Below are 23,604 nucleotides of genomic sequence, written 5' to 3' on the forward strand. Positions count from 1 at the left end.
GGTTAATTGTCCTTAATCGGAAGTGATATCGCTATTTTTAAGCCGCCAAGTTCGGAGTGCTGTGCACTGATATGACCGTTATGTCTTTTGACGATGTTTTCACAAATGGATAAGCCTAAGCCGGAACCGCCATTGGCACGACTACGGGATTTATCAACGCGGTACAAACGCTCAAACAGCTTTGGTAATGCGGCGTCAGGTACGGTGGGTGCACTATCTTCAATGGTTAATAATATGTTGTCGTTGATTTGTTGTAAGTTGATTTGTATGTGTCCATTTTGATCTGTGTAGCGATAGCTGTTTTCGAACAGGTTACCGATAAGCTGAGCTAATGATTTGGCATCGGCATGTAATAACGTCGGTTGATGGTGATCGTATAAACGTTGTATTACAATATGCTTGTCTGCTAAACGTACTTCGTTTTGGTTGGCGATATTGTTAATGATATTGGTGATATCGACATTGTGTGATGTATCGATAAGGATGCCACTGTCTGACTGTGATAATGAATATAAATCATCAACTAAGCGGGTTAGAGTCATGACTTGATTATGTAATGACTTAATATATTTAGGTTCCGGTTTACGAATACCGTCTTCAATCGCTTCTATTTCGCTGAGCAAGACGGCAATCGGCGTACGCAGTTCATGAGAAATATCGGCGAGCCATTGCTCTCGTGATAATTTCTGAGCCTTTAAGGTGGTGGTTAATAAATTAAATGCGAGTGATAGTTCGGCGAGTTCATCTTTACCGCGCACGTCAATTTGATAATCAAAATTACCATTAGACAGTGATTTCGCTGCGGAATGTAAGTTTTTTAACGGTTTTAAAAAATGACGAACTAATAACGCAGCAACGATAAAGGAAAATAAAGCGGCCCAAGCGGCAATCCAATAAAAGTTGTCCAGTTGTTGCCTTAAGAAACGTTCGGCTAAATGACCTTTAATTTTTTCTCTTTGTAAAATAGATAACCAACCAATGGTTTGTTCATTTTTGGTGATCGCAATCTTAGTAATTTGTATATTTGCATGTAAACGATGAAAATTTTTAGGATCGCCGATAATAGTGTTGCCATTTAGATCTAGTAAGTTAAGGCGTGCTGCGAGTCGGTTGTAATTTGATCTGGTTTTCCTTGATGTCATTTCGGCGACTTTTTTTGGTTTTCTGGGATACTCACCAATGTTTCTTAATAGTCTTCCCCATAATTCTGGCTGCTGTTGTAGCTTGCGCCAGCCTTGGTCTGATGAATAATAATCACTGATATTTTCAGCCATATTTTCAATGCGTTCTACTTCACTTTGATTCAGATAACTTTGAAAACCATTTTGAAAGCTATTGTTAATCAACAACGCCATGCCAATCATCATAATTGAGCTAATTAGCATTAAAGAGATGAACAATTTATGAAAAATGGTTAAACGCATTTAAGTGCCTTTTGAATGAGTGAGTCCATATCATTATATGTGTTTGTGACTGATTATGGAAAATTAAATAGCTGGTCGCGACAGAGGAGGCTGTTTCTCGTTATATAAACTGAAATGAATTTTGGCGGTAAAATAAAAACCACCACCAATTAATATTGTGTGGTGGTTTTTGCTGGAGGATTACTTTTGGAATTAAATTAACGTGCTGTTAGCACCGCTATCGTATTGCAACTTCAATAGCAGTGTTTTGTATTGTTTCCTCATAATAGCTGGTTGTGTCTTCTAGATTTAAGTTAATTACCTCGATTAATAATTTACGTTGCTGACTTAGCAGGTAGATTGAGCCTGAATATGCACAGTTTTCTGAATACATTTGCAGGACTCTGCTGCCTATGGCAGGGGAAAATTTATGCCCTGAGACTTTATTATATTTTGTGTATATATTGATATGACAAGCGTCACCGCTCTGTGATGTTATCGTTAATTCCTGCTGTTTAGCTGCTGTGAATTTTTGTGTTATTGGTGCGACTATATCCTGTAATCTGAGGTCATCACTCTCTGTGGAAATAAACCCATCATCGTCAGAGAGTAATACTTGTTTAGGACCATCGATTGCAGGAGTGGCAACATTCCCTGTGGGGGTACTTACATTTCCTGTTGGGCTGTCGCTTGCACTTCCACTTCCACTATCACTACAAGCAGAAATAAAGGCAATATTACAAATAATCAGTGTTTGAATAAGTTTCATGATCTGCTCCTAATCGACGACTTTATGGAAAACTGGGTTATCAAACCAAAATTCGTTATTGACACCATCACTGGTGATGAATGTATTGAATTCAGGATAAGCACAAGCAATATCTGTTTCTTCGAGTGGTGCTTTCCATTCGGTATTACCTATCTCAGCAGCCCAAGGTAAATTGGTTGAGGTTCTGAATGTGGTAGTCGGTGGATTTGAATCATCATCACCAAGTCCGAAGTAAGCACTGTTACCTAAATCCGTGAGAGGTTTATCTGGTAAATGAATCTCTAAATCACGTCCAATTTGCCCACTAAAGAAATCATTTCTGGTATGGTTTTCGGCCCCAAATATAAAGGGGTTCAGTGGCATTGCTGGCATGCTAGCAACATCAATTGGATTATTCAGTGGAATGTTGACTTCGAATGTAAAGATACTCGTGTTGCCCATACAAGCAGGCTCGGTATTAAAGAAGAACTCTCCACAAGTCGAAGTAAATTCTGTTTTTAAGTTATCAGAAATAACAACGACAGCATCAGTCTGACCCGCTTCTAAAACACCGCTGGTAGGCGCTGATACAGAGTTAAAACTGACTTGTAATAAGTCTTCATCAACATTACTACGCAGTATTCCCGGTAAGTGGACAGCAAAACCGTTGGAATATGAGGCACCATAATTGATGAGTTCACCTTGTATATCGATACGAGAAACTTGATTGTTTTTAACTGTCTGCACTACTCGATAAAAAATAACGACATCGTTAAAATCATAGTCACCTTGTTCTGGCCAGCGATCTTCGTAAGCAAGTGTGACAAATTCATCCTCAGCTGGGTAATAAATACTGGTGGTATTACCATCTACAATGGTAATCGGATAATCTTCGACTTCACCATTTGCGTAACCACCACCACTGGTTATATTATCTTGGTCTCCGACACGGAATCGCGCCCACGTATTACCGATTAATGCGGTAGCTGGCACAGTTAAAGTGAGATTGTGTGAATTTGAGTCTAGCGACCGACTATCAAACACATGCTCACCTGCATCATCAAAATCGCCATCTTGATTCCAATCAAACCAACCATTGAAATAGACACTGTCTTGACCACCACTGATCGTGGCATTTATTTGTGCATCTAAACCTGTGATGAGTGTGGTTTGAAATAGAATGCCATCTTCATCTGCAAGGTTATCTGCATCATCTGTATTGGGTGATACGTTAGCATCATCTTCTGCATCAATAAGGCTACCAAGTATATAGTTGTTGTAGTCAATCAGATGTCTTGCCCCATTTGCCGCTAAGCTTGTTCCATATGAGTCGGGAGCATCACCATAATCCGTATTTGTTGATACAACAGCCGCCTCAGAACAACGAGCACCGTCATTACTGTTACTTGCTGAAGCTTTAGCAAAATACACGGATGCGCCAGTAATATTGTTCGGATCGGTAATGTCAGTCCGGTAAATATTACCGTCATTATTACGGAGGAAATAAAGATAACCAGCGGAGTCGAAGTAAGCAGCACCAAACGCACTACGTGGGGACTTAAACCCGGTGCTGGCTACATTGGTTGCAACACCTGTCGTTGGATCAATACGGTATAAGTTACCCGTTCTACCTTCTACTGCGTATATATTGCCATCGGTCGGGTGGAATGCAAAGTCAGCAATTCTAATGCTTTTATTCGACCCCACTATTTTTGTAATGGTGAGGTAGTCGGGTGCACTGCTGTCTAGATTTGTGTAATAAAGACCAAGGTAGCGGCGATAGAAATAGAACTTATTATCTTTTATATCACCCACATAAAAATTATTGTTTGGTGGGTTAGTAAAGTTTAAAATGGTTGCTTTAAAATCGCTATCAAATTTGACTAATGCCAGTTGATTGCGGTCGAAACCATAGATATATTTATCTGTGTTATTGAAGGCAATTGCATTAATTGAATCAGAGCCTAAGCCATCATCGGTTTGTAGCGTTGTGATTAAACCTGTACTCAGGTCCACCGATTTATAATGTGTTCTACCATTTTTGTATTGGGATAGAAATGCTTCAGTCGGGCAACTAGCAAAAGGCGCCGATATAGCATTTAAGCTATAAAGGCAGGTAGACATTAATAATAGTGTCTTGTACTGACATGTTTTCATAAGCAGTCCCTTGATTGCGAAGTATAAAAAGAAATATCATTGGTACCGTTGTTATGGCATATCTCGTGCCATATTTTTTGTACTTTAAAAACATAGATTTATTTTTTTTGTTGTTTTTTTTTTGTTAAATCGATCGCATTTTAAGAATTAATTTTCGCAAAATGCAATTTTAATTCGCAGTTTGCAAAGAACACAATGGCTTGTTAATTTGTTTTTATTTGCTTGTTAGCCAACGCGATAGAATGTCGTGATGAGTTTGGTTATTGCGTGGTTGAAGAGTTCATTTATAAAACCAGTATTAATTCATTAATCATTCAGTTTGCAGCTTAGATCACATTTATAAATGAGCTGGGTTTTATGTAATTCAGAGCGCTAATATAGCGATTTAGACGATTAAACATGATCCAGTTAACAGTGTCTTTTATGTAATTATTTAAAGATCATGTAAATACGCCCTGCTTTGGTGATCTCCCTCATAAAAATAGGCCACTCATTTTTTTCTCAGCCTTTTTCATCCTCCTTAAATTAACACGGGGTGGAGGAGGTCAGTTATTTGAAAATTCTTTAGTATGAATTTGTCTTCTGAGCCAATCCTATCTTGGTCACAGGCTCGAAAAATGACACCAAACTCATTCAAGGATTTAGATTATATGAAAAACTTAAATCGTGTTGCGATTGCTGTATCAGCAGCCTTACTTTCTTCTGCTGCAGGCGCTGTTGATTTTAATGGTTACATGCGAGCAGGTACTGGTATTAGCGGAAATAATGGCGAAAATATTAGTTTTGAGAAAAACAAAATTGGTCGTTTAGGTAATGAAAATGATCTTTATGCTGAGTTTGGTTTCCGCCAAGAACTACCAAAAATAACCGGAATGGAAGATCAAACTTGGATTGTTGACGCCATGATCGCGCAGGGCAACTCAGGTAATAATGGTTGGGAAGACGGTGACTTCAACGTGGCTCAATTTAACGTACAAGCGACGGGATTGATCGCGAGCGATAAAGAAGCAACGATGTGGGCGGGTAAACGTTATTACCAACGTAAAGATATTCACATTACTGATTTTTACTACTTAAATACCTCAGCGGGTGCTGGTGGTGGTATTGAAAACTTAACCGTCGGTCCTGGTAAATTGTCTGCAGCTTGGATGCTCGATGAAGGTAGTCAAGCGAGTACGAATGGCTTATCACAAGACAGCTCATGGTCTAATGATTCCCAGGTAAATGGTAATATTTTTGATGTCCGTTATTCAGGTCTTGAATTATGGAGTGGTGCGAATTTAGAAGTCGCTGCGATTTATAATTTTGCCAATGAGAAAGCAGAGCAGACTTTAGAGGCTGATGATGGCGTGATGTTAACGGCTATTTTACAACAGGGATTAAGCAACGGTTTTAACCAAACCGTATTGCAATATGGTACCAGTTCTTATGGTGCTCAAATGGCTGACTTAGGCAGTGGTGCTTGGTTTGACCGCTCTGGAAAACAAAATGATGCGACAGGTTACCGCGTGATCAACTGGGGCGTGGTTAGTGTTGGCGATAAGATCGAAGTAGGCCATCAATTAATGTATGCAAATTCTACTGATGTAGGCTTGGCCAAAGAAGAGCATGAGCTGTTCAGTGTTGTGGTACGTCCGATGTACAAATGGAACCAGAACATGAAAACCATTTTGGAATTAGGTGTGTTCTCTGAATCACAAGGTTCTACAGATAAAGGTGGCAGTAAAGCGACCATTGCACAAGCATGGTCAATGGGTGAAAGTTTCTGGGCTAGACCTGAACTGCGCGTATTCGCGTCATACATCACAGATGATGAAGGGACGACTTTGGGATCAAGTAAAGGCGACAGCGACTATACTATAGGTATGCAAGTTGAAGCTTGGTTCTAATACCTCGCGTATAGCTGGCATAAGTAGAAAGCAAGATAGTTAAAAAGGGGGCGCATTTTTGTTTGCAGCAAAAACCCCGAGTCATAAGAATGCCTAACAGTGAAAGCTGTTAGGCATTTTTTTGTCATATCGTATTTATTCTGTGCATAGAATCAGTCATCGCTTAGTGACATACAACGTTATCGTTTTGAATTATGTATCAAAATCCTGATGGTTAAACGATTTATGTGTATAAGGCGAGGACATAGCAAGTAAAATCGCACCGTAATCTAAGTTGAACTGTACCTTTTGGCCGACGAGCAAGGATTCTCCAGATGTTTCAATAACCAGATGATCACTGGTTGATGAAACAATTTTTATGCCTGCTGGCGGTTTAAGTCCTGAAATATGGACATCTAGGCGACCTAATGCGATCAGCGCTTGTGACACATCCCCTCTATTTGGGATGGCTTGTTTTTCTCCAAAGGCATTTTTGCCTCGCTCACCCCAAGGTAAAGACGGTTTTATTTTTGACTCAATAACTTCGGCCGTGAGCGTGATGGCATCGGTAAACAATCCTTCGATAGGCTCTTGATATAATGGTTCGCAACCGAGGAAAATGGCTTCACCTATTCGTAGGTTGTTAATACGGCTGTTTTTACCATGATTTACTGCCCAACTAATCGAGGCTGAATTACCGCCTGAGATAATGTCTAACTGAATAGAAAATGCTTCTTCGACTTCATTTGCAAGTGCAGACAGTTGAGACATTTTGTCATTATCAGGTGATATACCATAGCGGCAGGCCAAATTTGTACCTATGCCTTTTATTACTATGTTCGGTAAATTAATGATCTTACCGATAAATGCCAATAAATTGTTCGGCATTACGCCTTCCCGCAGATCCCCTAGCTCGACCATGATGATAATGCCATGGATAATATTTGTTTGGTTAGCAATAAGGGATAGTTGTTCAATTACAGCTATTTCACTGTTAAGGCTGATATTACAATACTTAACAACGTTTGAAGCCTGACTTAACATAGGTGTACGGATCAGCATAGTCGGTAATGACATACCCGACTTCCTCATCTTTTCAATATTCTCGACACGGGAATCCGCAATCATATGCGCCCCTGCGCTAATCAAAGTATTAGCAATGATAGGGTGGCCTAAACACACTTTGGTGACGGGGGTTACCGATATGCCTTTATGATTTAATCGATTTATCAATGTTTGAGTATTATGGTAAATTTTAGCGCAGTTGATGTCTACCCTAGGGTAGTTCAAGACGTTAACGTCATTTTGCGTTCTAGGTGGGGATAAGCAGAAGAAACGATTTGTACAAGGTGGTCTGTTGGTTGGGATAGCGCGTCGGTAACTGGTATCCTTAATCGAGTTGCGAAGTCATCAATCGAGTCTAGTGTTTCCTGCGAGGACATATCTTCATGATTAAGCGTTAAGCCAATCACGTTGGTATCTGAAAATGTTTCAATAAGATTTATTTCTGACGCGACTGAAGGCATCAGTGCTTTAGGGAAATCAGCACGGTATAAACGTTTAGGCGCATGTTGTAAAATGACACTTGTTGGGCAGCTGCCGCGAAGTATAAAAGAACTAGTAGAAAATGCGGGGTGACTCAATGATCCTTGTCCTTCAATAATGATCAGGTCTGGATTTTCTTGTTCGTACGCTTTGACGATGATCGCTTCTAGTTCACCTGCACAAAATTGAGAAGGAACTGCATCTAACGCAACACCATAGGGTGCGCCTTGAATAATGCCAGTTTGCCCTGTTGCAATCATGACAACGTTAAGCCCTTTTTCTCGTAGTGCTTGAGTTAATATTGTGGCTGTTGTCCGTTTTCCGATAGCACAATCGGTTCCCATAATTGCGATACGTGGACATTTTACATTATGTATTTCGCCGCTGAACGTCTGTAATTCTTCTTTGTTTTTAGGTTTTCGGATATCTAAAATACTGACATTGTGTTTTATGCTCGCCGCTAAAAAAGTAGGGTCCTCGCTTAAGAATTCATGTAATCCATTAACTATATTCATCTTTAATGACATAGCATCTAAAATAATCGTTTTTTCAGCATCGGATAACAAACCACTTGATGGTGCAATCCCAAAAATGAAGTAGTCAGGAATTGTGCCTGCATGTGTTAGTGCTGCTTCCATGTTGGTCAAAATAGGGATGTCATTTGTTCCTTCATTCAGCACTTCACCTGAATTTAAACCTGCCGTTTTGCTATCAATCACAGAGAGAATGCGATAGTTGTGAGAATGTCTAACAAGACCATTCGCTGTTTTACCATCAATTTTGCCAAAGTGACCTTCACAATAAATAATCGCAGTGGGTATTACGGAATCGTTCGTTTCTGTGTTTTTTGTTTTAGTAAAAGGAAAGATATTCGTTAAATTCTGAGTTGAATCAGACATAATATTACCTAGTGCTTTAAGGCTTAGGAGGGCGACTGAAAAGTGCCGATATACAACGTCGGAAAATATGAGAAGTCCCTACTAAGCGGTAGGGGGGGGACATATACCGTAACATAGTTAACATATTAATGTGGATATATTAACAATTGACTTTTGGTTTATAGTCATGGTGGTTATTAGAGAAAATCTAATTTACCTACCTGTATTCATTATCGGTATTTTTAAGTGGTTTAATCTTAAAATTCAATGTTTTATGTTGAATTGACTTGCGTAAATTATATTTAGGTAGAGTATGTGTCTTTTAGTTACACTACTAGGCTATTTAAATCATGTTAAAAACTTTGCTGTTGGGAGATCCGACAAAAAACTCTCCCTCAATTGATTGGTTATCAATATTAGTATCCTCTTTCTTTGTTTTTATTGTTATTGGTAATATAGTCATTTATCCAGAAGCCGTTAATGATTTTTCATTAATGATCATGGATGTACTTTTAATAAAATTTGGTTCTGTTTATTTATTCTTAGGAATAATTGTTTCTTTATTTTTACTCTGGCTTGCGTTTGGGAAATACGGTGATGTGGTTCTTGGCGGCTCGTCAAAAAGTATAGAGTTCTCGACGTTTAGTTGGGCGTCTATGATTTTCTGTGCCGGGATTGGTTCCAGTCTTTTTTACTGGGCATCTATTGAAGTTATTTACCATTATATATCACCTCCTTATGGGTTGGAGGCCGGTTCTCAAGCCGCTGCTTCTGTTGGGATGGAATATGCTCTCTATTTTTGGGGGTTACCTGGGTGGTCTATTTATACTTTATGCTCAATTCCTATTGCTTATTCTTTTCATGTAATGAAGAGACCATATTTAACAATAAGCTCAGTATGTCATTCAATTATCGGGTCGAATGAAAGAAGCTGGAAAGCAAGAGTTATCAATATTATCTTCTCAGTCTCACTGATCCTTGCCTCTGGTGCTTCAATTTCATTAAGTGTCCCACTCATTTCTAATATATTTAGTCAGCTATTCAATATTGAACATAACTTTTCGCTCGATATTTTTGTGATTTTAATAACAACTATCATTTTTTCTATCAGTCTTATGTTAGGACTTAAAAATGGTATTAAACGCTTAAGTAATATGAATGTGATCCTGTTATTCTCTTTTGTATTGTTTGTTTTTATTGCAGGGCCGACGGTATTTATTTTTAACTTTGGGCTTGAAAGTTTAGGGGCGATGTTCAGTAATTACATAAAAATGAGCACCTGGACATCCAGTTTTGGTCAATCTGATTTCCCGTTTAAATGGACTGCATTTTATCTAGCATGGTGGTTTGTTTATTCTCCATTTGTGGCTATTTTCATTGCGAAAATATCAAAAGGAAGAACGATTAAACAAATACTTATCACTGGAACCTTGATCGGAAGTCTATCTTCTTGGTTATGTATTATTGTTCTGGGTGGCTATACTATCAATTTAAATATTTTTGATATTGCTGATACAGTCAGTGTACTCCAATCCACAAATGCAAGTACGGCCATTATAAGTATATATAATAATTTACCTGGGTTTAAAATTGTTATAGCTGTTATCGCGATCATCTGCATTATATCTCAGGCATCAACGTTTGATTCTGTTTCCTATGTTCTTGCTTTATCCTCTTGCAAAGAGATAAAAGAAAATGAAGAGCCTAAAAATCTTCATAAATTCTTGTTTTCATTTTTAATCTCGATTATTCCTCTTGGTTTTGTTTTTATTGGTGGTTTAAATATACTCCAGACATCATTAATATTGGCTTCTGTACCCATTGTTTTAATTTATATTTTAATGTTGGTTTCTTTTCTTAAGGATATAAAAAATAAAGACACCGCCAGCGTATCTCATTCAGACGAGAATTAACGTCAATAAGTTGTAGTTGTTTAGTGAATTTGGCCTCCTCGTTGGAGGCTTTTTTAATCGTGAGGTAAAACCGTCAATATGCGACAGAACTGGCCGTTTACGGTAAGTACTCAGTCTTTTGATATTTTTCTGCAGCTGGCGAGTTACTTTAATTTGAAGTAACTGATTGAACTGAGTAGCTCCTTGCTAAGGCCTGATAGTGACGATGCTGAAGTCATTGATACGTGAGCGCGAGTCGTGTTCTCCTCGGTGACTTGATTGACATCGTTGACATTGGTCTGGATCTCATCAAGTGTGTTAGTTTGCAATAATGACGCGGCCGATGTTTCTTTGGCAATGTCTTTAATTTGGTTAACGGACCTATTAATCTCATCTATCACGTTGCCAGCATTTGATACATATTCCACACTTTCCAGTGATTTGGTATGACTGTTATTGATGGCTGATACAGCGATAAGGGTGCTCTTCTTAAGTGTCTCAAGTGTGAATTGAATTTCTGCTGTAGCATCTTGAGTCCGTTTCGCTAAATTTCTGACTTCATCAGCAACCACCGCAAAGCCACGACCTTGTTCACCAGCTCGAGCCGCTTCAATGGCTGCATTTAACGCCAAGAGGTTGGTTTGTTCGGCAATGCTCTTGATGACCTCAAGAATACTGGTAATACTGTCCGCTTCGGTATCCAGTTGCTGAATTACAGAGACTGAATTTTCAATTTCGCCTGCTAAATTCTCAATAGACGCAATGGTTTCATTGACGATTGTTTTCCCTTTTTTGGCCGATGCAATCGCATTATCTGATTTAGTCAGTGCGTCGTCTGCATGTTCAGAGACCTGTGTTGAAACTGAATAAAGCGCGTCGACAGAACCAGAAAGCTTGGTCATTTGTGAGTGCTGGAATTCTGCGTCATTAATCCTTTGCTTGTTGTCACTGAGCAGGCCATCTGTTGACTCGTTTAAATTGTTAGCCAGTAACGTGACAGACTTAAAAATATTATTCAGGTTGTCAGTCATGCTGAATACCGATCTTTTTATTTCACTGATTTCGTCCAAATCGTCTCCAGCTTCGAGCGTTCGGCTAAGATCACCTTTGGCTAAGCAATGTGTCACTGACACAATAGACTGTAAATCTTTTTTCAGTTTCCGAAGCATCAAGAAGGACATAATAATAACGATAAAGAAAATGCTGATTGCTAGAATCGTCGATTGAATAACAATTTTATTTTGAGCTGCAATGATTTTTTCTGACCGTATGCTGACCAATTCGTCATGCATCAGGTTGATGGCGTCAATGGTTTCAATAACGGGTGGAAAAGCGAGGTTAGCCGCCTTTTCTGCTTTTTTTCGGACGACAAACGTTGCCTTGGTTAGCCAAACATTGGTTAATGTTGCTAGCGATGAATTAAGGTGTTCTGCTCGCTCTACAAGTTGGTCTCGAGTATAAAATACGCCGTCCTCTTGACGGAGTTCCAGTACTGAGTTCCATTCATTTTCAAGCGTTGTGTTCGCAGTCAATAAACTGGCCACGTAATCGTTAATCAGCGTTTCAACTTTAGTGGTGGCTTCTTCTAGCTGTGCTTGTTCCACTGCTCTTGCTGAAAATTTCATGCCCATATCTTCTGAAAATTTATAGGCTTTGAGAATGTCTTTCCACTTATTATTGATGTTTGAATAAAATTGCCTAATTTCAGAATCTAAGACGATGTTTTCAACCACGGCTCGACTATTGACGATAAGATTGACAGAAATAAACAGCAATGAACACAGTAAAACAATGACAAGGCTTGATATTTTAAATGATAGCGTTAAGTTTCTAAATAAATCCAAGCTAAGTACCTATTGTCTAATAAATTCTGTTAAAAAGGCGATTGAGGAATAAGTTTTTGACAAGCATCTTAGTTTGCATAAACTTTATAAAACCTACGTCACGGATGGGGTGAATAGAAGTACTTTCACCAAAACTGCTTGGTCGAATAATACTTCCATCTACCCATTTCACATTTATACAACATTTTATCAACATTTGTTATTACCCTTTGGAAGTATCGGTTTTTGTTCGCTGGTTTATCTGACCGTGACTCATCTTTTCCGTATGGGGGAATATATGGAAAATAGATTAAGCATATTTTGAGGGCGTTGAAGTGCTAATACAGAAAGGGATATGTCGAGTTAGCGAGGCTAGCTAACTCGTTCGTGGGTAGGAGAGTGTGAGAGTATCGATTAGCGCGTCGTTTCTTTATGCAAACGCTGGCAAGCTAAACCATCTTTATGGAACAAGTGGCAGCGGTGCGCAGGAATACCAATATCTAGCTTCTCACCCGCATCTATCGACAGGGTATCAGCGACGCGATAAATCACATCTTCGTCACAGCCTTCAATGTGCAAATAGACTTGTGTTTCATTACCCAATTTTTCTACCACAATGGTTTCACCCGCAATGACGATATCAGCATCTTCAGCTGGCACTAAGTGTTCAGGGCGAATACCGAGGATCATTTCATCACCGGCATTCACCGTTTTCCCGTCAACGGGGATCCAAATACTCTGGCAATTCGGTAACAGTACTTCGACACGTTCAGCTTCGACAGCTTGGATATGTACGTTAATGAAGTTCATTTTTGGTGAACCAATAAAACCTGCCACAAAAAGATTTTTAGGGTAATGATAAATCTCTAATGGTGCCCCGACCTGGGCCACATCACCACCGTCGAGTACCACGATCTTATCGGCCATCGTCATCGCTTCAACTTGATCGTGGGTCACGTAGATCATCGTACAGCCCAATTGTTTGTGTAGTTTGGCTAATTCAATGCGCATTTTTACGCGTAACGCCGCATCTAAATTAGACAGCGGCTCATCTAATAAAAATACTTTTGGTTGTGATACCAAGGTACGACCAATCGCTACACGTTGACGTTGCCCACCGGATAAAGACTTCGGTTTACGATCTAATAATGGTGTTAGTTGCAGAATGTCAGCGGCATGTTTAACGCGATCTTTGATGAGCTGTTTATCTGCTTTCGCTAATTTTAAGCCAAATGACATGTTATCGGTTAAATCTAAGTGAGGGTAAAGGGCATAAGATTGGAATACCATACCGACACCACGTTTTGAGGGTTCGACATCGTTCATGCGTTTGCCGCCAATAAATAAGTCCCCCGAGGTGATATCTTCAAGGCCTGCAATGCAACGGAGTAAGGTTGACTTGCCACAACCTGATGGACCAACGAAAACCACAAATTCACCATCATTTATTTCGAGATCTACGTTTTTAGAGATAAGTACATCGTCATATGCTTTACATACATTTTTTAACGTGACATTTGCCATCTCGCGAGTCCTTTTTATGATTAATTATAATATCTTACACAGCATTATTCGATGTTGATAGTGTGTTTTATATGCCCTTATACTGCATCATCCTTGGCAAAAACTTTTAGGGTGGAGAAGACAGGAGGAGTGCATGGATCACATTTTAACAATAGCTGTCTAATTATTACTCCAAATAGGTACTTGATCGCGTTTTAGTGTGCGAGCCATCGCATTTTTATCGCCTTTATTAGCCAACTAAGTAAAATTAATCGTTCAAGTTCACGCTTTTTGCTTTGCAGGGGTTAGGCGTAGGATAAAGGATGATGTGAGCAGTGGGCTTTTGTATGACTATATCCTCCAACGCAGACAACTTGTCTGGTAAGTTTGAAAGCTAATTTAATAAGGATATAAGTGATGAGAAAAACCTTAACCGCGGTAGCACTGCTAACTGCAATGAACTCTTTTTCTGCTTTTGCTGCTATTGAAGAAGGCCAGTTAACAATTTGGATTAACGGTGACAAAGGTTACAACGGTCTTGCTGAAGTAGGTAAGCAGTTTGAAGCTGATACCGGTATCAAGGTGACGGTTTCGCATCCAGATAGCTTACAAGACAAGTTCCCTCAAGTTGCTGCTACGGGTGATGGTCCTGATATCGTATTTTGGGCTCATGATCGTTTTGGTGGTTATGCTCAGGCGGGTTTATTAGCCGAAATTAAACCATCAAAAGAGTTAAAAGACAGCATGATTGACTTTACTTGGGATGCGGTTAAATACAAGGGTAAATATATCGGCTATCCAGTGGCGGTTGAATCACTCTCACTTATCTACAATAAAGATTTAATTAAAACCCCACCAAAAAATTGGGAAGATATTGCAGCATTAGACAAGCAGCTTAAAACCCAAGGTAAGTCTGCGATTATGTGGAATCTAAAAGAACCGTACTTCACTTGGCCGCTAATGGCGGCTGACGGTGGTTATGCCTTTAAAGCCAATGCTAACGGGTATGATGTGAAAGATGCGGGTGTAAATAATACGGGCGTTAAAAGCAGTATGCAGTTAGTGAAAAAGCTATTGGCCGATAACGTCATTTCACCCGATATGGATTACTCGGTATCAGAATCTGAGTTTATCAAAGGTAATGTGGCATTAACGATTAATGGTCCGTGGGCATGGGGCAATATAGACAAGTCTGAGATTAATTATGGCGTTGCGCAGTTACCTAAATTTAATGGTCAGCACTCTAAACCGTTTGTCGGTGTATTAACGGCGGGTATTAGTACTGCGTCACCAAATAAAGACTTAGCGGTTGAGTTTATCGAAAACTATTTATTGACCAATGAAGGTCTGGCTACAGTGAATAACGACAAACCATTAGGTGCCGTTGCGCTGACATCATTCCAACAACAATTGTCGAGTGATAGCCGTATTGCGGCGACGATGGACAATGCGATGAACGGTGAGGTGATGCCGAATATCCCACAAATGAATGCATTTTGGGGCGCGACTAAAAATGCCATCATTAACATTGTTGATGGTCGTCAATCGATTGATGCGGCATTAAGCGATGCAGAAAAACAGATGACGAGATAGTGTTTTTAAGTACTCCCTGTTGTAGTGATAGGAAGTTATAAAATAAGAGGATAGATTATCTCTCCTCTTGCTGTTTATACCCGTTGCATTAAATAAATGATCATCTGTTTAGTGTGATAGGTATTATGAGGTAGGTTTTTCCATGCAGACTGTTAAAGTAGCTGAGATTCTGGGTGATACACCAGAATCTCAACAGACTTGCGACCAAGTCAATTCTAGATTTTTTTCTCCGCATTTTATTAAATGGTGCACCCTCACACTTATTGGGTTAATGAACGGTTATGCGTCGGTATTGATGTACTCACGTGGTGAGACGTCATTTGCGGTGTTAACGCTTATTTTAACCTCGTTAGCTTTGTATATTTTTGGTAGTAAAAAGACCTACGCACACCGTTATATTTACCCAGGTGTCGCGGGCATGATCTTGTTTATTGTTTTTCCACTGGTATATACGGTGGGTATCGCGTTTACCAATTACAGTGCCAAAAACCAACTGTCTTTTGAACGCGCGCAGTCAGTGTTACTTGATAGTACTTATCAAAGTGGTGACAGTTATAAATTTGATTTGTATCGCAGTGAAAATGGTTATCGTCTTGCGATTAAAGACGGTGCGCAATTATTAGTGACTGATGAGATAAATTTAACGTTGCCAGCAAACCGACGTTTAGTGCTAACCGCGGCAGATGCCGTTGTTGGCAGCAAAGCGAAAATAAAAGAAATTATCAAAAACCGCGCCACGTTAAACACGGTGGACTTGGTATTACCCAATGGTAATGAAATTCGCATGAGCGGGTTACGTAAATTTGCCGCAGTACAACCGCTTTACAGTGTTGAAAGCGACGGGACCACGTTAATTAATAATAAAGATAAAACGGTATTGATCCCGAATATGGACACCGGTTTTTATCAAACCATTGATGCCGAAGGTAACTATATTGGCGATCCATTATCACCGGGTTTTACGGTAGTTATCGGTACCGCCAACTTTGAACGAATTTGGCAAGATGATGGTATTAAAGAACCCTTCATTAGTATTTTCTTTTGGACGATTATTTTCTCTGGATTATCTGTGGTTGCTACTGTGATCATCGGGTTGGTGCTGGCGAGTATTGTGCAATGGGAAGCGTTACGCGGCCGTGCTATTTACCGTATGCTGTTAATTTTACCTTACGCCGTACCGTCATTTATTTCTATCTTGATTTTCAAAGGGTTATTCAACCAAAGCTTTGGTGAAATTAATATGGTGTTAGAAGCCATGTTCGGTCTGTCGCCAAGTTGGTTCTCGGATCCAATCTCGGCTAAAGCCATGGTATTAATGGTTAATATTTGGCTCGGTTTTCCGTACATGATGATCTTAAGCATGGGCATGTTGAAATCAATACCGGATGATTTATACGAAGCATCGGCGCTTGATGGTGCAGGACCGCTGCAAAACTTCAAGAACATTACGTTCCCGATGATGATGAAACCATTAATGCCGTTAATGATTGCCAGCTTCTCGTTTAACTTTAATAACTTTGTATTGATTCAGCTGTTAACGCAGGGGGGGCCAAACATGATCGGTACCAGTGAACCGGCGGGTTATACCGATTTGTTAGTCAACTATACCTATCGTATTGCCTTTGAAGGTGCTGGTGGCCAAGACTTTGGTTTAGCCAGTGCAATTACAACGCTTATCTTCTTGTTAGTGGGTGGTTTAGCGCTCTTTAACTTACGTTTTACCAAGCTGTCAGAAAAATAAGCGACAACAGTAACTGACAGCACTAACCTACAACAAATGAGGAGTAACAGTATGGCTATGGTACAAGGAACATCATTAAAATATCGGGTATGGGCTGCCCACCTAGCACTGTGTGCACTGCTGGTGGTGATTATTTTCCCCTTGGTTATGGTAGTGGCAATTTCGTTGCGTGAAGGTAACTTTGCGACGGGTGGCATTATTCCGACATCACCGACATTAGATCACTGGCGTTTAGCGTTAGGTTTCTCGGTAACGAATGCAGATGGCAGTATTACACCGCCGCCATTTCCAGTGTTGTTGTGGTTGTGGAACTCGGTAAAAGTAGCTGCAATATCGTCAGTGATGATTGTGGCGTTGTCGACCACGTCTGCGTATGCATTTGCGCGTTTACGTTTTGGTGGTAAAGACACCATTTTAAAAGCGATGATGATCTTCCAGATGTTCCCAGCAGTATTAGCGCTGGTGGCGCTGTATGCTTTGTTTGATAAGTTAGGGCAGTATATTCCCTTCTTAGGGCTGAATACCCACGGCGGTCTCATCTTTGCTTATCTGGGCGGTATTGCACTGCATGTATGGACAATTAAAGGTTACTTCGAGTCGATAGATGGTTCATTAGAAGAAGCGGCTGCATTGGATGGCGCTACGCCTTGGCAAGCATTCCGTTTGGTATTGTTACCACTGTCAGTGCCCATTCTTGCTGTGGTCTTTATCCTTGCGTTTATTGCAGCGGTAACAGAAGTACCAGTAGCTTCGTTATTATTGTCTGATGTGAATAACTACACCTTAGCGGTTGGCATGCAGCAGTATTTGTATCCACAAAACTACCTGTGGGGTGACTTTGCAGCGGCAGCCGTGCTATCGGCATTACCTATTACAGCGGTGTTCTTAATGGCGCAGCGCTGGTTAGTTGGCGGCTTAACGTCGGGTGGTGTGAAAGGCTAGGGTTAGCTCATTTTGTAATGCTTCTTAATATAACGAAAGCGACGTAACAAAATCGAGAGTATTGAAGCCAGCGGATAATGTACTATTCTTTAAAAGACGTCGTTGTCCACTGGCTTTATTTTTTGCGTTAAGTCTTTGTCGGTACAAGAAATTACATTAACGTGTTTCAGCAAGTTTGTCTTACTTCCTCACTTTTCGTTAATGTCATCTCTGTGCTCACAAATATCATAAATAGCGGTGTTTCACTATGCTATTCTTAACGGTAATAAGGCAAAACATGATGCACCTATCATTTAATTTAAATACAAAGAGTAGGCTGAAGATACTTTAACTTCTTGATCTCTTCCGAGAAGTTATTCAATGACAATTCCCATCATATTAGAGAGATATTATGAAGCAAGCAAATGTTTACTATCCATTTTTGTTTTCAACTTTCAAACGCGACCATAGCTTGATGTTAAGTGATTTAAAATGGAAAGCTTTTGAAGCGCATGACTTTTTAGGAGATGGTGAAGATTGGGCGTTGCTGTTAGAAAATATGCTGTCAGAAAAGGACCCAAGCTTATTCGAAAAACTGACTTTTGGTGATGAAACCTTGATGTTTACTATTCATAGTGAAGACAAAGATGCATTGCATACAATTGTTGATATGGTCTCTGAGTTTTATGATGATGAAGATTTATTAGATGCTTGTATTGCCCGTTATGCTCAGTACGAGTTCGAACCTGAATTAATAAGTAAATCTAACTGATTCCTAAGGCGAACCTGATTTAAACGTTAATTTCAACTTAGCAATACTTGCAGTAATACGAGCCTTCCAGTTTGAAACCTATGCTCTATGCCATTAATATCCATTATTGTCTGACGTGAATAACTGTATCTTAGCAGTCGGAATGTAACAGTATCCTTGTAATAGTTTTTATATAACGAAAGCCAGCGGATGATGTACTCTTTATTTTATAAAGACGTACTGTCAGCTGGTTTTTTTGCGCTCGATTTTTAGATTAACGCGTCTCAGAAGTTGTAGCCGTTTAGGCAAATTTATTTATCTAGACCCTATAAAAAATCTCAATCATTATGGAGTAAAGTGGTCAGTTCTGGCTAAGTGAAAGTATGTAATGCATTGATTTTAAAATTAGTTTAAGGTGGTATTTAAATTTAAATTTTAAGTTTAGCAATGCTATAAACCAGACCCAGCAAGTTATAGCGGCGTTAGTCGTTTAAGGTCATTGAACATGAGTGCATCGCCACAAGAGATACTGATAATTGATAATAATGAGGAACTTATTGACGTCAGGCTTAGCGGCGGGATTCATTATGGACCACCACCTGAATGCCCTGAAACTGAGCAGGATTATTGTTTGATCCGCATCGGAGTTTATCAGCGGTTGCTTCAAGTCCAGTCCTCGCTACCAACAGGTCTGTTTCTGCGTTTGTATGAGGGTTTACGAAGTTTATCTGTACAGTCGCAACTTTTTGATGAGGAACTAAATAGAGTTAGGCAAAGGTTTCCGTCATTTAGTGATTCCGATATTCACATAGAAACTGAAAAATTGGTATCGTCTGTCAGAAATCATGATGGCTCAATTAATATACCTCCGCATAGTACAGGAGGCGCGGTAGATGTTGAGATTATAGATGAGAGTGGTCGTGCTATTGATTTCGGAATGGAAATTAAAGATTGGGTTAATGTGGCTCCTGAACTTATTACTCCTAAGCCTATAGGACTATCTGTACAGGCCGCCAAAAATAGGCTGTTGCTCGTGACGAAGATGCAAGAATCTGGATTTGTCCTCTATGAACATGAGTGGTGGCATTTCTCGTATGGTGATCGATATTGGGCAAAAAAAACAGGGGCTTCGCACGCAATTTATGGTGCCTGTATTAATTTAACCAATACAGTATCTTGAGTGACATTCGACTAATAATACGTAGTACATATATTAATAGTCCCCGGTAGTTGAGTCGGGCGTATAAAGCAATTATATACTAAGGAGTAATTCTAAAATGGATTTAAAAATTAATGTTATAGACGCATTCTCTGATGCTACTTTTAAAGGTAACCCTGCCGCTGTAATTATTACTGAAAACTGGCTATCACCTGAGCTAATGCAATCAATTGCTGTTGAGAATAATTTGTCAGAAACGGCATTCGTCAAAAAAATTGATAGCCAACATTATGAAATACGCTGGTTTTCACCTATAACAGAAATTGCTTTTTGCGGGCATGCAACCCTTGCAGCCTCATTTGTAATCTTTGCTGAGAATAACGGCTTAAAAACGATAAATTTTTTCGCTGAAGCGGTTGGGAACTTATCGGTTACAGAGACAGATAGTGGCTATATTCAAATGAACTTTCCAAATAGGAAACCTGAAGTCATAAATGATATACCATTAGCCTTATTGAACGGTTTATCAATTAAGCCAATAGAAGTTCTATTAAATGACCAAGCATATTTCGTTGTTTATGAACAAGAAAGTGATGTGCTTTCAGTTGAACGCAACAATGAACTACTAAAAAAACTTGCCCCTTATGATGTAGTCGTTACATCTAAATCTACTGAGTATGATTTTGTTTCTCGTTACTTCTGGCCTGCAAATGGTGGGGATGAAGATCCGGTAACTGGATCTATCCATGCTGGCTTAGCGCCATATTGGGCTGATAAATTAAATAAGCCTGAACTCGTTGCCTATCAAGCATCTAAGCGCGGTGGAACATTAATATGCAGTGTTGAAAGTGATAAGGTTTATATTTCAGGCAAAGCTGTTCAATACCTAGAAGGAAAAATAACGGTTTAGTGGTTCTTACTTTATAGCAAACTATTTAGAAGTGCGTTAACAGGGCGTTAATCTAAATTAAGTCATATTTTCAAGGGGCTTACCCGCTTACATGAACTATGGCTTAGAGTAATAACGCTAAGCCATTCCTGCCCCTTTTTGTCTTAGGGTTAAAACTCACACATTATCCAGTAACAGCATTTTGACTGAATTTTTCTAATTCATAAATACTTGTTTGCGGTATTTTTTGGTCAATGCAATACCGAAGAGGAAGACCATACCATTCGTAAACTGATAGAATAGACTCTTGGATTCAAACAGGTAGTAAAAGTTGAAAATTTTAGTTACAGGATCAGCTGGTCGAGTAGGACGTGCAATTTATATAAAATTGATGAAGACACACAAAGTCGTAGGAATAGATAAAACTCCTTGCTCTACAGTAGACTATGTTGGAGACATTCGTGATATTGGTTTGTTAACTGAGGCTGTAGAGGATGTGGATGTCATTGTTCATACTGCTGCATTGCATGCGCCGCATGTAGGCTTGGTATCTGACCACGAATTCGAAGATATCAACATAAAAGCAACGGAGCAGCTAGCACTATTAGCAGTAAAAAAAGGGGTTAAACATTTTGTGTTTACGAGCACTACAGCCCTCTATGGTTTTTCTTCAACGCCTGATGGCGTTGCAGGATGGGTCAATGAAACGGTTACTCCTAGACCTAAAACGATTTACCACAAATCCAAGATACAAGCAGAACAGATTTTGGAAAATATCTCAAACTTGTTTAATTTACCTGTCACTGTACTTCAAATGTCTCGCTGCTTTCCTGAACCTGCAAATTTAATGGCTCTCTATCGTCTTACGCGTGGCATTGATGCTCGAGATGTAGCGAATGCTCATGCTTGTGCCATCGAAAAACGTCTTTCGGGGTTCAGACGTTATATTATTTCTGGAAAAACACCATTTAATAAGACATGTTGTGAGCAGCTTTATCTAAACGCTGATGATGTCGTAAAAGAGTATGCCGCGAAGCTTGCAAAAGACTTCGCAGATCGAACTTGGCATTTACCTAAAAGTCTCGACCGAGTTTATGACTCTAGTTTGGCGCAATTAGAATTAGGGTGGCAGCCGAAATATGGTTATGAGAGTGTATTAGATATGCTGGATAATGATTTCGCAGAAGTGCTTCCCGCAATTAGTATTAGCTAACAAAATTTAATATTTCAGGATACTGTTCCTAATCTAAGTTCACTGCGTTAGAGTATTAAATCTAACGCAGTCCTGTCCATTTATGGATTAGAGCAATAAAACTAAACTGAATTTCCCCCATACCTGCTTAGATGCAAAATCTCATTCACATACTGCTAATTTGGACTTGTGATCTCAGTGCTAATGTGAAATGGCAGACGTTAGACCTTCACTCTGCCCAAACTTTTTCTAGCCCAATCCTAAAACTCTATGTGTAATGCGTTGTGCTAAAGGTGAAACAATAAACGAAATAACACCTGCAGCAGGCCACGCTAACAGGAATGCAGTTCCCCACATGTTTAAAAATTCTGGTGTATTCCCTAGGTTGATATAGGTTACCCACAATGTCATTAATGAAGAAAGGAAAAATGACATTATTACAGTGAACAAAATACGTTGTTTCATACTAAATACCTCGAAGATGTTAATGATTGATGACAAGTACTATATTTTGTAGCGATAATGATATCTAGACCTTAATTTGGGTTCATGAAACCCATATATGGAATTGAGTATGTTTGATGATATTTCGTTATTTATAGCGGTTGTGGAAGCTGGTAGCCTAAAATCAGCAAGTGAAAGTTTGAAAATCCCGTCATCTACCGTGAGTAGACGTATAAAAGCATTAGAAGTTGAGTTTGGTTGTAAACTATTGAATAGAAGTAGTCACAATTTTGAAATGACGAGAGAAGGGCATAAGCTTTTTAACAATGCATACTTCCATGTAAACTCGGTTGATTCGATTATCAATGAAATTCAAAACGATATATCAGGAGATAAAGGCCACATCAAAGTACTTGCTCCAACCAATTTGGTTGCAAGTTGCTTGCAAAGATATATGTCTTGTTATTTGCATCAAAGCCCTGAAATAGATTTGGAGTTGGAATTAAGCAATACCCTTACCGAATTCTATTCTTCCAATGCTGATTTTGCTATTAGAGTCGGTAAACAAAAAGATTCAGATCTTACCTCGCTTAAGTTAGGTAGAATAGAAACCATGCTGGTTGCGAGTCCTTTGTATATAGAATCCCAAGGCATGCTAGAGCAGCCTCAAGATCTTGAAGAAGCGGACATCATTATTAGCAACCCTTTGACTGCTTCATGGGAGTTATTTGAATGTGCTAACACGAACAATCGAATAGTCTTCAAACCTAGAAAAAGAAGAATAGTGGTTAACGATCTACAGATTGCAAAGCAGTTTTCAATTAGTGGGTTAGGCATCACGTTGCTACCATCAACTGAGATAAAAGATGAGCTTAAAAATCAGCAATTGGTTCGGGTTTTACCAAATTGGCAAGGTGCAAATAGAGATGTTTATGCCGTTTGGTATAGACGGCAGCTATTGAGTTCCAGAGCCTCGAAGTTAATTGATTACTTGAAACAGAACGTTGATTTCTAATATGGGTGTTTATGGGCGACATTACTCGGTGCCGTTAGCCTGTAAAATATAAAAAATAATCTGATTACCATAGATAAATGCT

18 protein-coding genes are annotated in these 23,604 nt (G+C 39.4%); 10 read left to right on the plus strand and 8 right to left on the minus strand.

The annotated features are described in order from the left end of the window. Positions 1 to 2 precede the first annotated feature (2 nt). The 3 genes from AKG98_RS01875 to AKG98_RS01885 all read right to left on the minus strand — a co-directional run bounded on the left by AKG98_RS01875 (position 3) and on the right by AKG98_RS01885 (position 4,308). On the minus strand, positions 3 to 1,424 hold the full coding sequence (locus AKG98_RS01875) for an ATP-binding protein (RefSeq protein ID WP_067040489.1): 1,422 nt from the start codon (positions 1,422 to 1,424) through the stop codon (positions 3 to 5). A 217-nt stretch (positions 1,425 to 1,641) separates the two neighbouring features. After that, a complete protein-coding gene (locus AKG98_RS01880; RefSeq protein WP_067040492.1) occupies positions 1,642 to 2,172 on the minus strand; it encodes a hypothetical protein in 531 nt (176 codons plus the stop codon). A gap of 9 nt (positions 2,173 to 2,181) precedes the next feature. Continuing rightward, positions 2,182 to 4,308 carry an LruC domain-containing protein gene (locus tag AKG98_RS01885; RefSeq protein ID WP_083543856.1) on the minus strand — a complete coding sequence of 709 codons (2,127 nt, stop codon included), beginning with the start codon at positions 4,306 to 4,308 and terminating at the stop codon, positions 2,182 to 2,184. A 650-nt stretch (positions 4,309 to 4,958) separates the two neighbouring features. On the opposite strand from AKG98_RS01885, the gene lamB reads away from it, so the two are divergent. Continuing rightward, positions 4,959 to 6,197 carry a maltoporin LamB gene (gene lamB / locus AKG98_RS01890; RefSeq protein WP_067040495.1) on the plus strand — a complete coding sequence of 413 codons (1,239 nt, stop codon included), beginning with the start codon at positions 4,959 to 4,961 and terminating at the stop codon, positions 6,195 to 6,197. 192 nt (positions 6,198 to 6,389) lie between these two features. Here lamB and AKG98_RS01895 read toward each other — a convergent pair whose 3' ends face one another. Together AKG98_RS01895 and AKG98_RS01900 are read right to left on the minus strand one after the other, a co-directional pair. After that, positions 6,390 to 7,466: an alanine/ornithine racemase family PLP-dependent enzyme gene (locus AKG98_RS01895; RefSeq protein ID WP_083543857.1), complete on the minus strand. Its 1,077-nt coding sequence runs from the start codon at positions 7,464 to 7,466 to the stop codon at positions 6,390 to 6,392. Beyond that, positions 7,463 to 8,620, minus strand: coding sequence for a DUF1611 domain-containing protein (locus tag AKG98_RS01900; RefSeq protein WP_067040498.1), 1,158 nt, complete (start codon positions 8,618 to 8,620; stop codon positions 7,463 to 7,465). The genes AKG98_RS01895 and AKG98_RS01900 overlap by 4 nt, the downstream gene beginning before the upstream one ends. A 329-nt stretch (positions 8,621 to 8,949) precedes the next feature. On the opposite strand from AKG98_RS01900, the gene AKG98_RS01905 reads away from it, so the two are divergent. Next, positions 8,950 to 10,512 (plus strand): BCCT family transporter, encoded by a 1,563-nt coding sequence (locus AKG98_RS01905; protein WP_067040501.1) that lies wholly within the window; start codon positions 8,950 to 8,952, stop codon positions 10,510 to 10,512. 143 nt (positions 10,513 to 10,655) lie between these two features. On the opposite strand, the gene AKG98_RS01910 is transcribed toward AKG98_RS01905, so the two are convergent. Together AKG98_RS01910 and malK are read right to left on the minus strand one after the other, a co-directional pair. Next, entirely contained in the window at positions 10,656 to 12,335 is a 1,680-nt protein-coding gene (locus AKG98_RS01910) for a methyl-accepting chemotaxis protein (RefSeq protein WP_067040503.1), read from the minus strand. Positions 12,336 to 12,728: 393 nt separating this feature from the next. Further along, positions 12,729 to 13,838: a maltose/maltodextrin ABC transporter ATP-binding protein MalK gene (gene malK, locus AKG98_RS01915; protein ID WP_067040505.1), complete on the minus strand. Its 1,110-nt coding sequence runs from the start codon at positions 13,836 to 13,838 to the stop codon at positions 12,729 to 12,731. Between the two features lie 396 nt (positions 13,839 to 14,234). Between malK and malE the strand changes: the two genes are divergently transcribed. The 7 genes from malE to AKG98_RS01950 all read left to right on the plus strand — a co-directional run bounded on the left by malE (position 14,235) and on the right by AKG98_RS01950 (position 22,084). Then, positions 14,235 to 15,410: a maltose/maltodextrin ABC transporter substrate-binding protein MalE gene (gene malE, locus AKG98_RS01920; RefSeq protein ID WP_067040507.1), complete on the plus strand. Its 1,176-nt coding sequence runs from the start codon at positions 14,235 to 14,237 to the stop codon at positions 15,408 to 15,410. Positions 15,411 to 15,552: 142 nt separating this feature from the next. After that, entirely contained in the window at positions 15,553 to 17,151 is a 1,599-nt protein-coding gene (malF, locus tag AKG98_RS01925; protein WP_067040510.1) for a maltose ABC transporter permease MalF, read from the plus strand. Positions 17,152 to 17,202: 51 nt separating this feature from the next. Next, the gene (gene malG / locus AKG98_RS01930; RefSeq protein WP_067040513.1) at positions 17,203 to 18,093 is read left to right on the plus strand and encodes a maltose ABC transporter permease MalG; all 891 of its coding nucleotides are present in this window, start codon (positions 17,203 to 17,205) and stop codon (positions 18,091 to 18,093) included. A gap of 391 nt (positions 18,094 to 18,484) precedes the next feature. After that, positions 18,485 to 18,844 (plus strand): Imm51 family immunity protein, encoded by a 360-nt coding sequence (locus AKG98_RS01935; RefSeq protein WP_067040516.1) that lies wholly within the window; start codon positions 18,485 to 18,487, stop codon positions 18,842 to 18,844. Between the two features lie 484 nt (positions 18,845 to 19,328). Beyond that, a complete protein-coding gene (locus AKG98_RS01940) occupies positions 19,329 to 20,003 on the plus strand; it encodes a M15 family metallopeptidase (protein WP_067040518.1) in 675 nt (224 codons plus the stop codon). 97 nt (positions 20,004 to 20,100) lie between these two features. Next, on the plus strand, positions 20,101 to 20,892 hold the full coding sequence (locus AKG98_RS01945; protein ID WP_067040529.1) for a PhzF family phenazine biosynthesis protein: 792 nt from the start codon (positions 20,101 to 20,103) through the stop codon (positions 20,890 to 20,892). A 310-nt stretch (positions 20,893 to 21,202) separates the two neighbouring features. Then, complete coding sequence (locus AKG98_RS01950; RefSeq protein WP_067040532.1) at positions 21,203 to 22,084, plus strand: NAD(P)-dependent oxidoreductase; 882 nt, start codon at positions 21,203 to 21,205, stop codon at positions 22,082 to 22,084. 228 nt (positions 22,085 to 22,312) lie between these two features. On the opposite strand, the gene AKG98_RS01955 is transcribed toward AKG98_RS01950, so the two are convergent. Beyond that, positions 22,313 to 22,528: a DUF2798 domain-containing protein gene (locus AKG98_RS01955; protein WP_067040537.1), complete on the minus strand. Its 216-nt coding sequence runs from the start codon at positions 22,526 to 22,528 to the stop codon at positions 22,313 to 22,315. Positions 22,529 to 22,637: 109 nt separating this feature from the next. Here AKG98_RS01955 and AKG98_RS01960 point away from each other — a divergent pair, with 109 nt between their 5' ends. Next, the gene (locus AKG98_RS01960) at positions 22,638 to 23,522 is read left to right on the plus strand and encodes a LysR family transcriptional regulator (protein ID WP_067040539.1); all 885 of its coding nucleotides are present in this window, start codon (positions 22,638 to 22,640) and stop codon (positions 23,520 to 23,522) included. The last annotated feature ends 82 nt before the right edge of the window (positions 23,523 to 23,604 follow it).

Source organism: Moritella sp. JT01, assembly GCF_001574435.1.
GTDB lineage: Bacteria > Pseudomonadota > Gammaproteobacteria > Enterobacterales > Moritellaceae > Moritella.

Coding starts and splice junctions, on each gene's coding strand:
- AKG98_RS01875 (WP_067040489.1), bottom strand. CDS start 1,424: ATGCGTTTAACCATTTTTCATAAATTGTTCATCTCTTTAATGCTAATT.
- AKG98_RS01880 (WP_067040492.1), bottom strand. CDS start 2,172: ATGAAACTTATTCAAACACTGATTATTTGTAATATTGCCTTTATTTCT.
- AKG98_RS01885 (WP_083543856.1), bottom strand. CDS start 4,308: ATGAAAACATGTCAGTACAAGACACTATTATTAATGTCTACCTGCCTT.
- lamB (WP_067040495.1), top strand. CDS start 4,959: ATGAAAAACTTAAATCGTGTTGCGATTGCTGTATCAGCAGCCTTACTT.
- AKG98_RS01900 (WP_067040498.1), bottom strand. CDS start 8,620: ATGTCTGATTCAACTCAGAATTTAACGAATATCTTTCCTTTTACTAAA.
- AKG98_RS01905 (WP_067040501.1), top strand. CDS start 8,950: ATGTTAAAAACTTTGCTGTTGGGAGATCCGACAAAAAACTCTCCCTCA.
- malK (WP_067040505.1), bottom strand. CDS start 13,838: ATGGCAAATGTCACGTTAAAAAATGTATGTAAAGCATATGACGATGTA.
- malE (WP_067040507.1), top strand. CDS start 14,235: ATGAGAAAAACCTTAACCGCGGTAGCACTGCTAACTGCAATGAACTCT.
- malF (WP_067040510.1), top strand. CDS start 15,553: ATGCAGACTGTTAAAGTAGCTGAGATTCTGGGTGATACACCAGAATCT.
- malG (WP_067040513.1), top strand. CDS start 17,203: ATGGCTATGGTACAAGGAACATCATTAAAATATCGGGTATGGGCTGCC.
- AKG98_RS01935 (WP_067040516.1), top strand. CDS start 18,485: ATGAAGCAAGCAAATGTTTACTATCCATTTTTGTTTTCAACTTTCAAA.
- AKG98_RS01940 (WP_067040518.1), top strand. CDS start 19,329: ATGAGTGCATCGCCACAAGAGATACTGATAATTGATAATAATGAGGAA.
- AKG98_RS01945 (WP_067040529.1), top strand. CDS start 20,101: ATGGATTTAAAAATTAATGTTATAGACGCATTCTCTGATGCTACTTTT.
- AKG98_RS01955 (WP_067040537.1), bottom strand. CDS start 22,528: ATGAAACAACGTATTTTGTTCACTGTAATAATGTCATTTTTCCTTTCT.
- AKG98_RS01960 (WP_067040539.1), top strand. CDS start 22,638: ATGTTTGATGATATTTCGTTATTTATAGCGGTTGTGGAAGCTGGTAGC.